Source organism: Geminicoccus roseus DSM 18922 (genome assembly GCF_000427665.1).
GTDB classification, from domain to species: Bacteria; Pseudomonadota; Alphaproteobacteria; order Geminicoccales; family Geminicoccaceae; genus Geminicoccus; species Geminicoccus roseus.
In genome coordinates this window covers 301,403-317,806 of the sequence record NZ_KE386572.1, presented here as the reverse complement: position 1 = coordinate 317,806, position 16,404 = coordinate 301,403, and the positions used below count along the sequence as shown (strand labels likewise).

The following is a 16,404-nucleotide window of genomic DNA, read 5'->3' as shown; positions in this document are numbered from 1 at the left end:
GCCGGGCGATGCCGGGCAGGACGTGACGCAGGGATGGCTTGAAACACGCACGCCGGATAACGGCGGCGGGCAAGGGGGCAGTTTGTCCGACCTGATCGTGCAGGATGTCGTGAAGCGCTTCGGACGCGTGACCGCGTTGGACGGGATGAGCTTCGACGTCCGTGATGGCGAGTTCTACTGCCTGCTCGGGCCGTCCTCGGCCGGCAAGACCACGATGCTGCGCGCGATCTCGGGCCTGGAAGCCCTGGACGGCGGGCAGATCTCGTTCAACGGTCGCGACATGGCCGGGATGCCGGTCCAGGGCCGCGACATCGCGATGATCTTCCAGACCTTCGCGCTCTATCCGCACCTGACCGTGCGCAAGAACTTCGCCTATCCCCTGGAGCGGGCCGGCGTGGACAGCGCCGAGATCGCCCGGCGGGTCGGCGAGGTCGCCGAGATGCTGCGGGTGGTCCACACCATGGACCGGCTGCCCTCGACCCTGTCCGGCGGCGAGCAGCAGCGCGTCGCGATCGGCCGGGCGCTGGTGCGCCGGCCGAAGCTTCTGCTCTTGGACGAGCCGCTCACCAACCTCGACGCCAAGCTGCGCCACGACACCCGCGCCGAGTTCAAGCGCCTGCACCGCGAGCTCGGCATGACCATGCTCTACGCCACGCCCGACCAGCTCGAGGCGCTGACCATGGGCCAGCGGGTCGGGGTGATGCGCGACGGCCGGGTCGTCCAGGTCAACACCCCGCGCAGCCTCTACACCGCGCCGCTGAACACCTACGTGGCCGGCATGGTCGGCTCGCCGGCGATCAACCTGGTGCCGGGCCGGGTCGCGCGGCGCGACGGAGGCTTCGTGGTCGAGCTGCCGTTCGGCCAGCTCCCGGCGGATGCCTGGCGCATCCACCTGAGCGGCGGCGAGCAGGTCTATTACGGCGTGCGTCCCCACGACGTGCTGCTGGGGGCCGCCCCGGAGCGCGGCCCGTCCTTCCCCGCCAAGGTCCACCTGACCGAGCCGCTGGGCGACGTCACCCTGCTGGACCTGGAGATCAACGGCGCCGCCATGAAGATGGCGCTGCCGGAGGAGAAGGCCGTCGGCATCCAGCCGGGCAACCCGATCGAGGTCACCCTGTCCGCCGTCGACGCGCATCTCTTCCACGCGGAGACCGGTGTCCGCATCGCGTGACATCCGGTCGAGCGGTCGATTTCACGAATGGTGCGAAATCAATGCACCGCTACAGGGAGGTTGAACCGAGATGACGAGAAGCTGGGATTGCTGGCTGTACGGCGCCTCGTTGGCGGCCGTCGTGGTCGGCGGCGTCGGCATGATGCCGACCGCGGCGCAGGCCGCCGACATCACCATCACCATGGCGGCGCCGGACTGGCCGCCGACGCGGTTCATGAAGGAGGAGTTCGACCGCTCCTTCAAGTCCACCTCCGGCAACAACATCAAGCTGGAGATGGACTACATCCCCTGGCCGAGCTTCTACGAGCGCGTCGCCGCCTCGCTGACCTCGGGCGAGCAGAAGTACCAGATGATCGTGACCGACAGCCAGTGGCTGGGGTCGTTCGTGGACGGCGGGTACTACAAGGACCTGACCGAGCTGATGAAGGCCGATCCGGAACTGACCGCGATCATGAAGGACCTCCATCCGGCGCTGATCTCGGCCTACTCGACCTACCCGAACAAGTCGCGCAAGTTCATCGAGGAGAACCCGTTCCCGGCGCCGGACACCCATTACTACGGGTTCCCGCAGTTCCCGGACACCTACGTGACCTTCTATCGCGAGGATCTCTTCTGCAACGAGACCGAGGCGAAGAAGTTCCAGGAGAGCTTCAACCAGAAGCTGCCCTGCACCTATGAGGACTGGCAGGAAGTCGACTGGCAGGTCTACGAGAACATCGGCAAGCACTTCATGCGCAAGAAGGGCGACCCGCTGGGCGACGGCGTGGCCGACGACGACTTCTTCGGGATCTCGTACCAGGCCGGCAAGGGCTACGACTTCTCGACCATGCAGATCAACGCGTTCATCTGGCAGAACGGCGGCGAGATCTGGGACGAGACCAACCAGCCGGAAGCCCAGGCCGAGGGCGTGGTCAACAGCGAGACCAACGTCAAGGCGCTGGAGCATTATCTGAGCCTCTTGCAGTACATGCCGCCGGTGTCGAAGACCGGCCAGGCCGACATCTTCGTGATCCAGGACCTGTTCATGCAGGGCAAGACCGCGACCACCATCGACTGGGTGGGCTTGGGCGAGCCGGTGCTCGATCCGAAGACCTCGCGCGTCTCCGACAAGGCCGCCTTCGCCCCGGCGCCGGGCACCCGCAAGGAGGACGGCACCATCGACCGGACCGGCAATATCGGCGGCCAGCCCTTCGTGCTGACCACCTGGAACAGCCCCGAGGTCGACCAGGCCGGCCTGGAAGTGGTGAAGTGGTGGCTCAAGCCCGAGACCCAGAAGCAGTTCGTCGCCAATGGCGGGCAGTCGGGTCTGATGTCGGTCATGGCCGATCCCGAGTATGACAACCTGCGGCCCTGGAACCGGGCGCACAAGGAAATGCTCGATTGGCAGCGCGACGTCTGGCACGTGCCGGAATTCTTCGAGCTCCTGACCCAGCAGCAGGCCGAGTTCGACAAGGCGATCACCGGCCAGATCTCCGCCCAGGAGGCGCTCGACGCGGTGGCGCGCTTCCAGCAGCAGACCCTCGAGGATGCCGGCCGCATCGAGTGAGCCGGATCTGACCATGCCGACAGGGGCGGGCCCTCGCGGGTCCGCCCCGCTTCGATCGATTGGACGGGAACATCATGGCGAGCAGCGCTGTCGTCGCGCAGGAGATCAGGTCGGAGGGTGGCTTCCTTGCATGGTTGCTCGCACCGGGCCGACGCGGGCCCTTGCTGGTCGCGCCGGCGCTGATCGTCCTGTTCCTGATGAACATCTTCCCGCTGCTCTGGTCGTTCGGCCTGAGCTTCTACAATTACAGCGCGCGCAAGCGTGATGCCCCGGACTTCGTGGGGCTGCGCTTCTTCGAGCGGGTGATCACCGACCCGGTGGTCTGGGAGCGGTTCAAGACCACCGCGATCATCGTCACCAGCTCGGTGCTGGCGCAGCTGGTGGTCGGCTTCCTCCTGGCGATGCTGTTCCAGCGCCAGTTCCCGCTGCGCCGCATCCTCCTGATGCTGGTGCTCACCCCGATGATGCTGTCGCTGGTCGCGGTCGGCGTGTTCTTCAAGCTGTTCTACGAGCCGACCTTCGGCCTGGTCAGCCAGGCGATCGCCATGGTCACCGGCGACCGCTACGCGCTGCTCGCGACTCCCACCGGCGCCATTGTCGGCGTGGTGTTCGCCGATGCCTGGATGTGGTCGCCGTTCGTGATGCTGCTGGTGCTGGCCGGCCTGGTGTCGGTGCCCAAATATCTCTACGAGGCCGCCGAGATCGACCGCGCCTCGCCCTGGCGACGCTTCACCACGATCACCTTCCCCTACATCAAGAGCCTGCTGCTGCTGGCCGTGCTGTTCCGCACGATCGAGACCTTCAAGCTGTTCGACGTGGTCTACATCCTCACCGAGGGCGGACCCGGGACAGCCACCGAGACGATCGGCGTGTATGTCTACCGGCTGGCCTTCCAGTACTTCAAGACCAGCCAGTCGGCAGCGCTCGCCTACATCATCCTGTTCGTCGTGATCGTGCTGACATCGCTTTATCTCTACGCGGTGAACCGCCGCGCGCAGGAGGTCGACTGACATGGCGAAATCCCGCGAGATCGGCCGCGCCGGCTGGGGCTGGACGGCCTTCGCCGGCATCATCAGCGTGATCTACTTCTTCCCGGTCCTGTGGATCATCATGACCGCCTTCAAGACGCGTCCGGACGCGCTGGCGGTGCCGCCGAAATTCTTCTTCACCCCGACCCTGGACAACTTCATCGGGGTGTTCTTCCGCGCGGTGATCTCCGGCGGCGGTGCCGCCCAGCAGACCGAGTTCCCGCTCTATTTCTTCAACTCGATCTTCGTCGCCGGCACTTCCTGCCTCCTGGCGCTGATCATCGGCACGATCGCCGCCTACGGGTTCTCGCGCTACCCGCTCAAGGGCAACGAGACCTACATGTTCATCATCCTGACCACCCGGATGATGCCGGCGATCGTCGTGGTGATCCCGATCTTCCTGATGTTCCGCGAGATCGGCCTGTCCGGCACCTATGCCGGCATCATCTTCCTCTACACCGCCTTCAACCTGCCGTTCACCATCTGGATGGTGCGCTCGTTCTTCGACGAGCTGAACGGCGAGATCGAGGACGCGGCCCGGATGGACGGCGCCACCGAGCGCCAGCTGTTCTTCGGGATCTGCCTGCCCCAGGTGAAGGCGGGCCTGGCCGCGACCTTCGTGTTCGGCCTGATCCTGACCTGGAACGAGTTTCTGTTCGCGCTGCTGCTCACCGGCGTCGACACCCGCACCGTGCCGGTGGCGGTGGCGCGCACGCTGGGCGGCGAGATGGGCGTCGATTACGGCCTTCTGGCCGCGATCGTCACCCTGTTCCTGATCCCGATCTTCTTCGTGACGTTCCTCTTGCAGAACCAGCTCCTGCGCGGCGTCACCTTCGGCACGGTTCGGAAGTGAGGCCATGACGACCATCGACATCCGCGACGTCACCAAGGTCTACCCGAACGGCTTCAAGGCCGTGGAGAAGATCAACCTGTCGGTGGGCCAGGGCGAGGTGATGTGCCTGCTGGGGCCCTCGGGCTGCGGCAAGACCACCACCCTGCGCATGGTCGCCGGCCTGGAGGACATCACCGAGGGCGAGTGCCAGATCGGCGGCCGGCGGGTCAACGAGCTGCTCGCCCGCGAGCGCAACGTCGCCATGGCCTTCCAGTTCTACGCGCTCTACCCCTCGCTGACCGTGGCGGAGAACCTGAAGTTCCCGCTGCACGCCGAGGGGCGCAGCCAGGCCGAGATGGACGCCAAGGTCGCCCAGGTCGCGAAGACCCTGCAGCTGGACGGCGTGCTCGACCGCAAGCCCTCCCAGCTCTCCGAGGGCGAGAAGCAGCGGGTCGCGGTCGGCCGCTCGATCATCCGCGACCCCGAATGCTTTTTGTTCGACGAGCCGCTCTCGCGCCTGGACGTGAGCCTGCGCGAGCAGATGCGCGGCGAGATCAAGGAAGTCCTGTCCGGCCTGTCCAAGGCCACGGTGATCGTGACCCATGACCAGCTGGAAGCGCTGACCATGGCCAGCCGGATCGCGGTGATGCGCGCCGGGATCATCGAGCAGGTGGCGACCCCCCACGACATCTTCGCCAGGCCCGCCAACCTGTTCGTCGCCGGCTTCATCGGCACGCCGCAGATGAACGTGATCCCGGCCACCTACAAGGGCATGGAGGCGGGCTTCGGCAGCTTCGTGCTGCCGGGCGGGCAGAACCTGATGGTGCAGGTCGACCCGGCGGTCAGCCGCCTGGCGCCGGGCAGCGCCGTCACCATCGGCATCCGGCCGCGCAACCTGGAAATCGTGCCGGAGCCGGTGGCCGACGGCCTGTCCTTCCAGGTCGACATCGTGGAGCCGATGGGGGCGGAGACCCTGGCCCATCTCTCCGACGGCACCCAGTCGATGCGGGTGGTGTGCGACTGGCGGGTGGCGATCGACGAGGGCGACCGCCTGCATGTCCGCTTCCAGCCGGGCTATGTCCACGTCTTCGGACCCGACGAACAGGCGGTGCGCTCATGACCACTCCGACCAGCCAGGCCGGCGGCCTCAGCGCCAAGGGCGCCAAGCGCGTCGAGTACGCGATCATCGCGCTTTGCTGCGCCGCCCTGTTCATGATCTTCCAGCCGTTCACCATCGACCTGTTCACGGTCGGCTGCATCCTGGTGGTGGTGGGCGGGCTGGCCTTCAACCTGGTGCCGCTGTGCCGGCCGGGCGTGCAGCCGCGCTCCCTGTTCAAGGCCGGCGGGATCATCCTGCTGATCCTGGTGATCGTGGCGATGCTCGGCATCGGCTCGGCCGAGCTCTACGTCTACCGCCTGGAAGCGGCCAGCGCCGCCCGGGAGGCGCAGCAATAGCCCTTTCCGGCCCCGGAACGGCCGGCGGCACGCGCTACGACGCGGCGGCGGTCGGCTTCTACACGCTCGACATCCTCGGCCGCCCGGTGGACGCGATCCCGCCGGGCGGCGGGGTCGCCTTCATCGACGAGATCCGCCTGGTGGTCTCCGGCACCGCCGGCGCCACCGCGGTCGACCTCGCCAGGCTCGGCCTGCGCACCCTGGCGGCCGGTGCGGTCGGCGACGACGAGCAGGGCGCGCTGGTGCTTTCCAAGCTGGAGCGGCACGGCCTGGACATCGCCGGGATGCAGCAGATCCCGGGCGTGCCGACCTCCACCACCATCATGAACGTGCGCCGCAACGGCGAGCGCCCCGCTTTGCATGTCCGCGGCGCCTCCGACCACTTCACCCTGGACGAGGCCGGGCTCGCCCGGGTCCTGCAGGCCCGCTTCGTCCATCTGGGCGGCACCGGCTTTCTGCGCCGGCTGGACGGCCCGCCCTCCCTGCGCCTGCTCCGCGCTGCCCGGGAACGGGGATGCACCACCAGCCTGGACCTGATCGCCCCCGAGAACGGCGCGCAGGCCCTGGTCCTGCCGCTCCTGCCGTTCGTCGACTGGTTCATGCCCTCGATCGAGGAGGCCAGCGCCCTGTCCGGCCGCACCGACCCGGTGGAGGCCGCCCGGTTCTTCGTGGAGGCCGGGGCAGGCGCGGCCGCGGTGACGCTCGGCGGCGACGGCTCGGTGCTGGTGACCCGCGACGGCCAGGTGCTGCGCGTGCCGGCCTTCCAGGTGCCGGTCGTGGACACCACCGGCTGCGGCGATGCCTATGTCGCCGGGATGATCGCCGGCTTGAGCCGGGGCATGGCGCTGGAGGAGGCGGCGCGCTTGGCCACCGCCGCCTCGGCGCTGGTGGCGACCGGGCTTGGCTCCGATGCCGGGATCACCGGCTTCGACGCCACGCTGGAAGCGATGCGCAGCCTGCCCGCGCGCGCCTGATCCCCGCCCGGGCCCTTGCCGATCCGGCCGCGGTGCCTCACATGCCGGAGGAACGGGTGGCCCTTGGGGGAGAAGACGTCGATGTTGGGCAAGCTCATGGGCAAGCTGTTCGGAGGCGGTTCCGGCGGCAAGGCGGCGGTGGCCGCGGACCCGGTCGAGTATAACGGCTACGAGATCCTGGCCGATCCCATCGCCAGCGGCGGCCAGTTCAACGTCGCCGGCACCATCCGCAAGAGCTTTCCCGACGGGCCCAAGGAGCACCGCTTCATCCGCGCCGACACCCATGGCTCGCGCGACGACGCGATCGGCCATTCGGTGCAGAAGGCCCGCCAGCTGATCGACGAGCAGGGCGACCGCCTGTTCCGCTGAGCAAGCAGAGCCGTTCAGGTCCGGCGGTTCTCGGGCAGCCAGCCGGCCAGGGCCTGGAAGGTCGCCTGCGCCGACGCAATCGCCAGCGCCTCGGCCTCGGGCGGGACCGAGCGCAGCATGTCGGCGCGAAACGCCGCCCACATGGCGGCGGTGCGCCGGCCATGGGGGCTGAAATAGCGCAGCCGGGCCGGCAGCCCCTCCCGCCCCGCCAGCGCGCGGGCGATCAGGGCGCCGCCCAGGGTGGAGCCCTCCAACACATAGGCCGAGCCCCAGGCGCCGGGCGCGCTGTCGAACAGGTCGAGCACCGGACGGGGCGGCGGGCCGCCCGGATCGCCCAGCGCCTCCAGGTCCGCCTGCAGGAGCGGCAGCCGCCGCCTCGGCAGGAAATAGGCGGCGCCCAGCTCCGCCTCCACCTGCGGCTCCCAGACGGCGTGGAAGCCGTGGAAGCCGCGCAGCAGCGCCAGGAGATCGTCGTGGCCGGGCGGGCGGTGCAGCAGGTCGAGGCGCTGCTCCAGCTTCTCATGCGCCGGTGCGGTCGCGCGGCGCAGGCGCTCCAGGAATGCGGGCGGGGCAGGGGACGGGGCGGCCGGGGGAATGATCGGGCTCCGGAAGACGGCGGACGTCATGCTGCTTGGCAGAATCGGCCCGGTCCGGCCAGCCCGGGGATGATTTTCAGGAACAGAACCGGTACACCACGTCCGGTCCGGTTGTTGCTCCGTATTTTCTGGAACGGGGCGTATTGTTCGACGGGTGCCGCTTGATGGATCAATCCCTGGATTTTTCCAGCTGTGATCGCGAGCCGATCCATGTTCCTGGCGCGATCCAGCCGCACGGGATCCTGCTGGTGCTCGATCCGGCCGACCTGGTCGTGGTGCAGCTGGCCGGCGACGTCGCGTCGCGGTTCGACCGCGAGCCAGCGGACCTCCTGGGCCGGCCGCTTGCCGGCCTTTGCGCCAGGCTGGCCGGGTGCGCCCAGGCCTTTCGCGATGCCGGCTCGGCCGCAGGCTATCTGGGCTCCTGGGCCATCGCCGGCAGCGGCCCCCTGGACGTGGCCGTGCACCGGGCGGACGGCCGGCTGATCCTGGAGTTCGAGCCGGGGCCGGAGGTGGAACTGTCCGGGCCGGCCAGCCTCGCCAATGTCGAGGAGGCCGCCCGCTGCTTCGAGCGGGCCCGCGACCGCCACGAGCTCTACCGCCAGGCGGCCATCGTGTTCCGCCAGCTCACCGGCTTCGACCGGGTGATGCTCTACCGTTTCCTGGACGATGGCGCCGGCGCCGTGGTCGCCGAGGACCAGGCAGACGGGCTGCACTCCTTCCTGAACCACCGCTTTCCCGCTTCCGACATCCCGAAGCAGGCCCGCGCCCTCTATGCGCGCAACCTGATCCGGGTGATCCCCGACGCCGGCTACGTGCCGGCGCCGCTGCTGGGCATGGAGGGATCGACCGGGCCTCTGGACATGACCTGCTGCGCGCTGCGCAGCGTCTCGCCGGTCCACCTCCAATATCTCCGCAACATGGGGGTCGCCGCCTCCGCCTCGGTCTCGATCGTGATCGACGGGACCCTGTGGGGGCTGGTTGCCTGCCACCACATGCAGCCGCGCTTCCTGCCCTATGGCGCGCGCGCCGCCGCCCGGGTGCTGGCGCGGATGCTGGCCCGGCAGATCGCCGCGCAGGAGGAGGCCGAGCGCAGCCGCCAGCGCCTGCGCCTGCGCGCGATGGAGGACGACTTCCTGTCCGGCCTGCATGCCGCCCAGCGGGTCGAGGACGGCCTGGCGCAGGAGCCGGCGCGCCTGATGAACCTGGTCTCCGCCGATGGCGTCGCGATCTGCCATGGGCGCATGATCGTCCGCCATGGCCACTGCCCGGACCAGGGCGAGGTCGGCCTGGTACGCGACTGGGTGCTGTCCCAGGAGTCCGCCGGGCCGTTCGCCAGCGACTCCCTGGGCAGGCAGTTCCCCCCGGCCCAGGCCTTCGCCCAGACCGGCGCCGGCCTGCTGGCGGTGGTGCTGAACCGGCAGGAGCCGTTCGCGATCCTGTGGTTTAGGGCCGAGGAGCCGGAAGTGCTGAGCTGGGCCGGCAACCCGCACAAGGCGGCCGAGCCCGGCGGCGCGGCGCAGCTCACCCCCCGGGCCTCGTTCGATCTGTGGCAGGAGACGGTGCGCGGCAACGCCAGGTCCTGGACGCTGGTGGAGACCGAGACCGCCGCCCGGCTGCGCACCCGCCTGGTGGAGCTGCGCCAGAGCAAGCAGCTGGCCGTGCTGAATGCCCAGCTGCGGGTGACCGTCCAGGAGAAGGACACGCTGCTGGGGCAGCAGGACAGCCTGCTCCAGCAAAAGGACGTGCTGCTGGGCGAGGTGAACCACCGGGTCCAGAACAGTTTGCAGCTGGTGAGCAGCTTTTTGTCCCTGCAAATGCGCGGCATCACCGACGAGAGGGTGCTGACCCAGCTGGAGGAGGCAAGGCGCCGGCTGATGGCGGTGGCCCTGGTGCACCGGCGGCTGTACCGCTCAGACCAGGTGCAGTCGGTGGAGATGGGCCGCTACCTGGAGGAGCTGCGCGGCGAGCTGGTGGAATCGCTGGGCTCGGACTGGGAGCGGCACATCCGGGTCCGCGCCGACACGATCTCGGTGCCGACCGACCAGGCGGTTAGCCTGGGCCTGATCCTGACCGAGCTGGTCGTCAACGCCGCCAAGTACGCCTATGGCGGCGCGCCCGGCCCGATCGACATCGAGCTGAAGGAGGGCGCCGGCCGCACCCTGGCCCTGGTGGTCGCCGACCAGGGCATCGGCGAGGCCACCTCCACCGGCACCGGCTTCGGCGTCAAGATGATCCGCGCCCTCAGCGCCCAGTGGCACGGCGGCATCGAGCACCAGGACGACCAGCCCGGCCGCCGCGTCACCGTGAGCGTCCGCGCCGCCTGAGGGGAGGGGCGGCCGGCAGGCTGCGGCGCCGCCTCCGCCCTTCAGGCCGCTACGCCTCGATCACCACCTTGCCGAAATGCTGCCCGCTCCCGAGATGGCGCAGGGCCATGGCCGCTTCGTCGAAGCCGAAGCGACGGTCGATCACCGGGCGCGAGCGGTGCAGGGCGATCGCCCGGTTCATGTCCTCGAACATCGCCACCGAGCCGACATAGGTTCCCTGAACCCGGATGTTCTTCATCAGGATGAGCGACGTCGCGACGCTGTCCGTCAGGCCGGTGAGGGTGCCCATCAGCGAGATCGAGCCACCGAACCGGACCGCCTCCAGCGTCCGGTTCAGGGTGCCCGGGCCGCCGACCTCGACGGCATGGTCGGCGCCGGTGCCGTCGGTCAGCGCCAGGACCTCGTGCTGCCAGTCGGGCGAGGCGCGGTAGTTGATCAGGTGGTCGGCGCCCAGCTGGCGGGCGCGCTCCAGCTTGGCCTCGTCGGAACTGGTGATGATGACCCTGGCGCCGGCCAGCTTGGCGAACTGCAGGGCGAAGATCGAGACGCCGCCGGTGCCGAGCAGGAGCACCGTCTGGCCGGGGCGCAGCTGGCCGCCGACGAACTGGGCGTACCAGGCGGTCACGCCGGCGCAGGGCAGCGTCGCCGCCTCGGCGAAGGACAGGTGCTCCGGCACCCGCACCACGCCGGTCGCCGGCAGCACCACCCGCTCCGCCAGCATGCCGTCCACGTCGCCGCCGAGCGAGCCCTTCTGCTTCTCCGCGGTGAGCGGGCCGTCGACCCAGCCCGGCATGAACGCTCCGGCCACCCGGTCGCCCACGGCCAGGCGGGTCACGCCGGCGCCGACCGAGGCGACGGTTCCCGCCCCATCGGAAAGGGGCACCTGGCCCGTCTTCTTCCCGGCGCCGGCATAGGTCCCGCCGATCACCAGGGTATCGCGGTAGTTCAGTGAGCAGGCCTTGACCTCGATCACGACCTCGCCCGGCCCGGCGACCGGCTCCGGCCGCTCCCGCAGCGCGATCGAATCCACCCCGCTCCCCGCGACGATCTCATAGGCGCGCATCGGCATCTCCCCCTGGCATCGGCCAGACGACCTTTTCCGACTCGACATCGCCGATCGCAAGTACCTACATTTTTGTGGGTAGGAACCACCGATGATCGTGGGGTGAGGGTGGCGCGGGACTATGACTGGAAGACCGGCTGCGACGTCGAGGCGACGCTCTGCGTGATCGGCGGGCGCTGGAAGCCGGTGCTGCTGTTCCACCTGCTGGGCGGCAAGCAGCGGTTCAACGCCCTGTGCCGGCTGACTCCCAACGCCACCCAGCGGATGATCACGCTGCAGCTGCGCGAGCTGGAGGAGGACGGCGTGATCACCCGCCGCGTCTATGCCGAGGTCCCGCCGCGGGTGGAGTACGAGCTGACCGAGCGCGGCCGCTCGCTGGAGCCGCTGCTCCTCCAGATGCGCAGCTGGGGCGAGGAGTTCCGCAAGCAGGCATCCGGCCCGACCGGGCCGGCCGAAGGCGACCGGATGCCGGCCTGACCGGCTCCGCCCGGGCGGGCCGCCCCGGTGCCGCCTAGCCCAATTCCGCCATCTCCCCGCCCACCGGGTGCAGCGGCGGGGTGATCAGGACCTTGTCGATCCGACGGCCGTCCATGTCGATCACCTCGAAGCGCCAGTCCTGCCAGGTGAACCAGTCGCCGGCATTGGGGATCCGGCCCAGCTGCGACAGCACGAAGCCGGCCAGGCGCTGGTAGGTCTCGTTGTGCTTGAGCAGGCCCTCGACCCCGATCCGGTGCTCGACGTCGTGGATCGGCATCAGCCCGTCCACCAGCCAGGAGCCGTCCTCGCGGCGATGCGCCTCGTAGGCGTCCTCCGCACCCGCCTCGGCGATGTCGCCGGCGATCGCCTCCAGCAGGTCGGACGGCGTGACGATCCCCTCGAACGCGCCATACTCGTCCACCACCACCGCCAGGTGGACCGGCGCGTCCTTGAACAGGCGGACCAGCCGGGCGGCGTCGATCGTGTCGGGCACCACCGGCGGCTGGAACAGGCGGATCCCGGTGCCGATCGGCCGGTCGTTCGGCACGGTGCCGACCAGGTCCTTGGTCTGCACGATGCCGATCACCTCCTCATCCTCGCCCAGCACCGGGAAGCGCGAGCGCTCGGCATTGGCCATCACCGCCATCGCCTCGCGCAGCGGCATGCTCGCCCGGAAGCTCACCACCTCGACCCTGGGCGTCATGATCGCGCGCACCGGCAGGTCGGCGATCCGCAGCAGGCCCTGCATCATCGAGCCGGCCTCGTCCTCGATCACCCCGGCTGCCCGGCTCTCCGCGATCAGCAGCGCCACCTCCTCCTCGGTCGGCGCCTCGCGCACGTCGGGCGGCAGGCGCATCAGGCGCAGCACGGTGTTGGTCGAGTATTCCAGCAGCCAGACCACCGGGGCCGCGACCTTGCCCAGCAGCTGCATCGGCCCGGCCACGAACGCGGCGATCCGCTCGGCGAACTGCAGCGCCAGCCGCTTGGGCACCAGCTCGCCCGCCACCAGCGAGAGCCAGGTGATCCCGGCGATGACGATGCCGTAGGACAGGACGTTGGCGTACTCGCCGACCAGCGGCACGAGCCAGGCCTCGACATAGCGGGACAGGGTGGCGCCGCCATAGGCGCCGGCCACGATGCCCACGAGCGTGATCCCGATCTGCACGGTGGAGAGCAGGCGGGAGGGGTTCTCCTGCAGCTTCAGCGCCAGGGCCGCCCCCTTGCGGCCGTCCTCGGCATCTGCCTGCAGGCGGGCCCGCCTGGCCCGGACCAGGGCCATCTCCGCCATGGCGAAGAAGCCGTTCAGGGCGACCAACGCCACCACGACCAGAAGCTCGAACACCTACCCCCCCAAGAGGACATCCACGTCCCCTCTAGGATGTGTGTTCCCCGCCGCATAGGGAAGCCCGGATCGGCGGGCCGGCTCATGATGGACGTCGCGTCGCGGCCGCAGCACCGCTAGGATCGCCCCGGCGGGATCGTCCGCCTCCCGGAGCGACGGCAGTGAATCAGGTCGATGGTGCCTATTGGGGCGGTATCGGGCGCATGCTGCTGGTGGTCCTGATGTGGAGCACGTCCGGCCTGTTCGTCCGGCTGGTCGAGGATGCCGGCCCGTTCGAGATCAATGCCGGGCGCTGCCTGGTCTCCGGCATTCTGCTCGCCGCCTATCTCGGCTGGCGGCACGGGCCGCGCTGGAAGGCGGCGTTCCGCGCGATCCCCTGGCAGGCCCATCTCCTGGTGGTGGGCTTCTTCGTCCTGGGCACGCCGGTCTACATCTTCGCGCTTTCGGAGACCTCGGTCGCCAAGGTCGCGGTGATCAGCGCCACCTCGCCGATCTTCGCCGCGATCTTCGCCCGGATCCTCACCGGCGAGCGCGCCAGCCCGGGCGTCTGGCTGGCGGCGCTCCTGGCGCTGGGCGGGGTGGCCGCCCTGTTCCTGGACGACCTGCGCCGCTCGGGCAGCTTCAACGTCGGCGACCTGGCGGCGCTGGGCGTGGCGATCACCTTTTCCGGCGAGCTGGTGGCGCTGCGCCGCTGGCACCATCTGGAGATGCTGCCCGCCGCCGTCCTGTCCAACTTCGCCGCGGTCGCGGTCAGCCTGGCGCTGGCCGGCGGGATCTCGCTCAGCCTGCACGATGCCGGGATCATCGGCCTGATGGGCACGGTCGGCCTGGCGATCCCGTTCGTGCTGATCATGCAGGGCCTCAAGCATGTCCCCGCCATCCAGCTGGTGCTGGTGTCGCTCCTGGACGTGCTGGTCAGCCCCGCCTGGGTGTGGCTGGCGGTCGGCGAGGTGCCGCGCGGCACCACCGCCCTTGGCGGGATCGCGATCGTGGCGGCGGTGATGATGGCGACGTTGAGCGGCAGCCGCCGGCCGGTCGTCGCCGCCTCGTCGACCGTTCCACCCTGAGCCGGGGCAGGTCCGGACGGTTGCTGTACCCGGGGGTGAGATAAAGGAAGACGGCCCGGTCGAGGTAACGGTGCGTTAGGACGGGGCGGCGATCATGGCAGCCGAGACTTGCCGAGGACGCTGCTGCCATGACGAACTCCTTCCGGTCCGCCGCGGCCCCGTCCCGGTCGCCACGCGCGAAGCGGCTTGCGCCGGGCGGGTTGCCGGGCGGCAGCCGGCTGGTGTCGTTCGGGCTGCTCGCCCTGCTGCTGGTCGTGACCGGCCTCGGTCTGTGGGAGGCTGCCGCGCGTGATCGCGCCGCGACCCCTGCCGGGCCGGGCATGGCGCCGGAGGCCGGCTGGCTGGTGGCGATCCCGGCCGTGCTGGTCCTGGCGGGCGTGTTGTGGCGCATGGGGCTGGGCCGCCGGTGCCCGGCCCGGGATGCCGCTTCCCGCGAGATCCTGGTGCTGCGCCAGAACGAGCGGCGCTTTCGCGCGCTGATCCAGAACGCTTCCGACATGATCCTGATCTGCCGGCCGTCGGGGGGCGTCGCCTATGTCGGCCCCACCGCCCAGGCCGGCTGGGGCTGGGTGGACCAGCGCCTGCTCGACCGGCAGCTGTTCGACCTGGTTCATCCGGACGACCAGCCCACCGCCCGCGATCTCTGGGCCCAGCTGCAGGCCGCGCCTGGCGCCACCGCGGAGGTCGAGCTGCGGATCGCCGACGCGAACGGCGCCTGGCACTTCGCCGACCTCGTCCTGACCAACCTGGTCCAGGAGCCGGCGGTGGAAGGCGTGGTGGTGAACATCCGGGACATCAACGAGCGCAAGCTGTTCGAGCAGGAACTGGCCCGCCGAGCCTTCTACGACTCCCTGACCGGCCTGCCGAACCGCGCCCTGCTGCGCGACCGGGTCACCCAGGCCCTGGTCCGCGCCGGCCGGCGGGGCACCATGGTCGGGCTGATGTTCCTGGACCTCGACAACTTCAAGATCGTCAACGACAGCCTGGGCCATCAGGTCGGCGACGAGTTGCTGAAGAGTGCGGCCTTGCGCCTGAAGGCCGGCGTCCGTGCCGAGGACACCGTGGCCCGCCTGGGCGGCGACGAGTTCGTGGTTCTCCTGGAATGCCTGTCCGGCGAGGCCGACGCCCTGGCGGTGGCCCGGGAGATCGCCGGGCACTTCCACCAGCCGTTTCCCCTGGAGGGCCGGGACATCGTCGTCACCATTAGCGTCGGGCTCGCCCTGGGCGCGGCCGGCAGCGAGGATGTCGACAGCCTGATGCGCAATGCCGACATCGCCATGTACCGCGCCAAGGCCGAAGGGAACGGCAGCCACGTGCTGTTCGACCCCAGCATGCGCATCGACAACCTGAACCGGCTGGAACTGGAGGCGGATCTGCGCCGGGCCCTGGATCAGGGTGAGCTGCGGGTCCACTACCAGCCGATCGTCCTGCTGGATTCCGGCCGGGTCGCCGAGGTCGAGGCCCTGGTCCGCTGGCAGCACCCGACCCGTGGCCTGATGCCGCCGTTGGACTTCATCCCCCTGGCCGAGGAGACCGGCCTGATCGTGCCGCTGGGCGGCTGGGTGCTGCGCGAGGCCTGCCGGCAGGTGGCCCTCTGGCAGGAGCACTGCCCCGGCCAGCCGCCGCTGCGGGTCAGCGTCAACCTGTCGCCGCGCCAGTTCCAGCAGCCCGACCTGGTGGAGCAGGTCGAGCAGGCGCTCGCCGAATCGGGCCTGGCGGCCGAGTGCCTGAAGCTGGAGATCACCGAGGGCATGATCATGCGGGATGCCGAGGCGACCATCGAGACGCTGTGGCGGCTCAAGCGGCTCGGCCTGCAGCTGGCGGTCGACGATTTCGGGACCGGCTACTCCTCCCTGTCCTACCTCAAGCGCCTGCCCCTGGACGTGCTCAAGATCGACCGCTCCTTCGTCAACGGCATCGGCCGCGACCAGGAGGACACCGCCATCGTCCGGGCGATCCTGTCGCTGGCCGAATCCCTCGATCTGGCGGTCACCGCCGAAGGGATCGAGACGGCGGAACAGGCCGCGCTGCTGGACGCCTGGTCCTGCCACCAGGGCCAGGGCTTCTTCTTCGGCAAGCCTTTGGACGAGGTGCAGACCGCCGCCCTGCTGGCGACCGCCTCCCGGGAGCCCGCCAGCCGCGCCCGGGTGGCGTGAGGCT

Annotated in this window: 15 protein-coding genes; 12 read left to right on the top strand and 3 right to left on the bottom strand. The window is 69.8% G+C overall.

Features of this window, described 5'->3' with window-relative positions:
- Positions 1 to 82 precede the first annotated feature (82 nt).
- From GEMRO_RS0102840 to GEMRO_RS0102805, 8 genes are all read left to right on the top strand, one after another.
- Positions 83 to 1,171, top strand: coding sequence for an ABC transporter ATP-binding protein (locus tag GEMRO_RS0102840; protein WP_027132814.1), 1,089 nt, complete (start codon positions 83 to 85; stop codon positions 1,169 to 1,171).
- Between the two features lie 70 nt (positions 1,172 to 1,241).
- A complete protein-coding gene (locus GEMRO_RS0102835; RefSeq protein ID WP_205624883.1) occupies positions 1,242 to 2,717 on the top strand; it encodes an extracellular solute-binding protein in 1,476 nt (491 codons plus the stop codon).
- Positions 2,718 to 2,878: 161 nt separating this feature from the next.
- Positions 2,879 to 3,727: a carbohydrate ABC transporter permease gene (locus GEMRO_RS0102830; protein WP_205624882.1), complete on the top strand. Its 849-nt coding sequence runs from the start codon at positions 2,879 to 2,881 to the stop codon at positions 3,725 to 3,727.
- Between the two features lies 1 nt (position 3,728).
- The gene (locus tag GEMRO_RS0102825; RefSeq protein WP_027132811.1) at positions 3,729 to 4,598 is read left to right on the top strand and encodes a carbohydrate ABC transporter permease; all 870 of its coding nucleotides are present in this window, start codon (positions 3,729 to 3,731) and stop codon (positions 4,596 to 4,598) included.
- A 4-nt stretch (positions 4,599 to 4,602) separates the two neighbouring features.
- Positions 4,603 to 5,697, top strand: a complete 1,095-nt coding sequence (locus GEMRO_RS0102820; protein ID WP_027132810.1) for an ABC transporter ATP-binding protein — start codon at positions 4,603 to 4,605, stop codon at positions 5,695 to 5,697.
- Positions 5,694 to 6,032, top strand: coding sequence for a hypothetical protein (locus tag GEMRO_RS33975; RefSeq protein WP_027132809.1), 339 nt, complete (start codon positions 5,694 to 5,696; stop codon positions 6,030 to 6,032). The genes GEMRO_RS0102820 and GEMRO_RS33975 overlap by 4 nt, the downstream gene beginning before the upstream one ends.
- A gap of 86 nt (positions 6,033 to 6,118) precedes the next feature.
- Positions 6,119 to 7,006, top strand: a complete 888-nt coding sequence (locus GEMRO_RS27125) for a carbohydrate kinase family protein (protein ID WP_205624881.1) — start codon at positions 6,119 to 6,121, stop codon at positions 7,004 to 7,006.
- A gap of 81 nt (positions 7,007 to 7,087) precedes the next feature.
- Positions 7,088 to 7,375, top strand: coding sequence for an HlyU family transcriptional regulator (locus GEMRO_RS0102805; RefSeq protein WP_051328608.1), 288 nt, complete (start codon positions 7,088 to 7,090; stop codon positions 7,373 to 7,375).
- 14 nt (positions 7,376 to 7,389) lie between these two features.
- On the opposite strand, the gene GEMRO_RS0102800 is transcribed toward GEMRO_RS0102805, so the two are convergent.
- Complete coding sequence (locus GEMRO_RS0102800; protein ID WP_051328607.1) at positions 7,390 to 8,001, bottom strand: biliverdin-producing heme oxygenase; 612 nt, start codon at positions 7,999 to 8,001, stop codon at positions 7,390 to 7,392.
- Between the two features lie 134 nt (positions 8,002 to 8,135).
- On the opposite strand from GEMRO_RS0102800, the gene GEMRO_RS0102795 reads away from it, so the two are divergent.
- A complete protein-coding gene (locus tag GEMRO_RS0102795) occupies positions 8,136 to 10,295 on the top strand; it encodes a histidine kinase dimerization/phosphoacceptor domain -containing protein (protein ID WP_084506455.1) in 2,160 nt (719 codons plus the stop codon).
- Positions 10,296 to 10,344: 49 nt separating this feature from the next.
- Here GEMRO_RS0102795 and GEMRO_RS0102790 read toward each other — a convergent pair whose 3' ends face one another.
- The gene (locus tag GEMRO_RS0102790; protein WP_027132805.1) at positions 10,345 to 11,358 is read right to left on the bottom strand and encodes a zinc-dependent alcohol dehydrogenase family protein; all 1,014 of its coding nucleotides are present in this window, start codon (positions 11,356 to 11,358) and stop codon (positions 10,345 to 10,347) included.
- Positions 11,359 to 11,466: 108 nt separating this feature from the next.
- Between GEMRO_RS0102790 and GEMRO_RS27120 the strand changes: the two genes are divergently transcribed.
- Complete coding sequence (locus GEMRO_RS27120; protein WP_051328606.1) at positions 11,467 to 11,835, top strand: winged helix-turn-helix transcriptional regulator; 369 nt, start codon at positions 11,467 to 11,469, stop codon at positions 11,833 to 11,835.
- Positions 11,836 to 11,869: 34 nt separating this feature from the next.
- Here the strand turns inward: GEMRO_RS27120 and GEMRO_RS0102780 are convergent, their stop codons facing one another.
- Entirely contained in the window at positions 11,870 to 13,177 is a 1,308-nt protein-coding gene (locus GEMRO_RS0102780; protein WP_027132804.1) for a hemolysin family protein, read from the bottom strand.
- Between the two features lie 161 nt (positions 13,178 to 13,338).
- On the opposite strand from GEMRO_RS0102780, the gene GEMRO_RS0102775 reads away from it, so the two are divergent.
- Both GEMRO_RS0102775 and GEMRO_RS27115 read left to right on the top strand, forming a co-directional pair.
- Positions 13,339 to 14,244, top strand: a complete 906-nt coding sequence (locus tag GEMRO_RS0102775; protein WP_027132803.1) for a DMT family transporter — start codon at positions 13,339 to 13,341, stop codon at positions 14,242 to 14,244.
- Between the two features lie 128 nt (positions 14,245 to 14,372).
- Complete coding sequence (locus tag GEMRO_RS27115) at positions 14,373 to 16,400, top strand: putative bifunctional diguanylate cyclase/phosphodiesterase (protein WP_084506452.1); 2,028 nt, start codon at positions 14,373 to 14,375, stop codon at positions 16,398 to 16,400.
- The last annotated feature ends 4 nt before the right edge of the window (positions 16,401 to 16,404 follow it).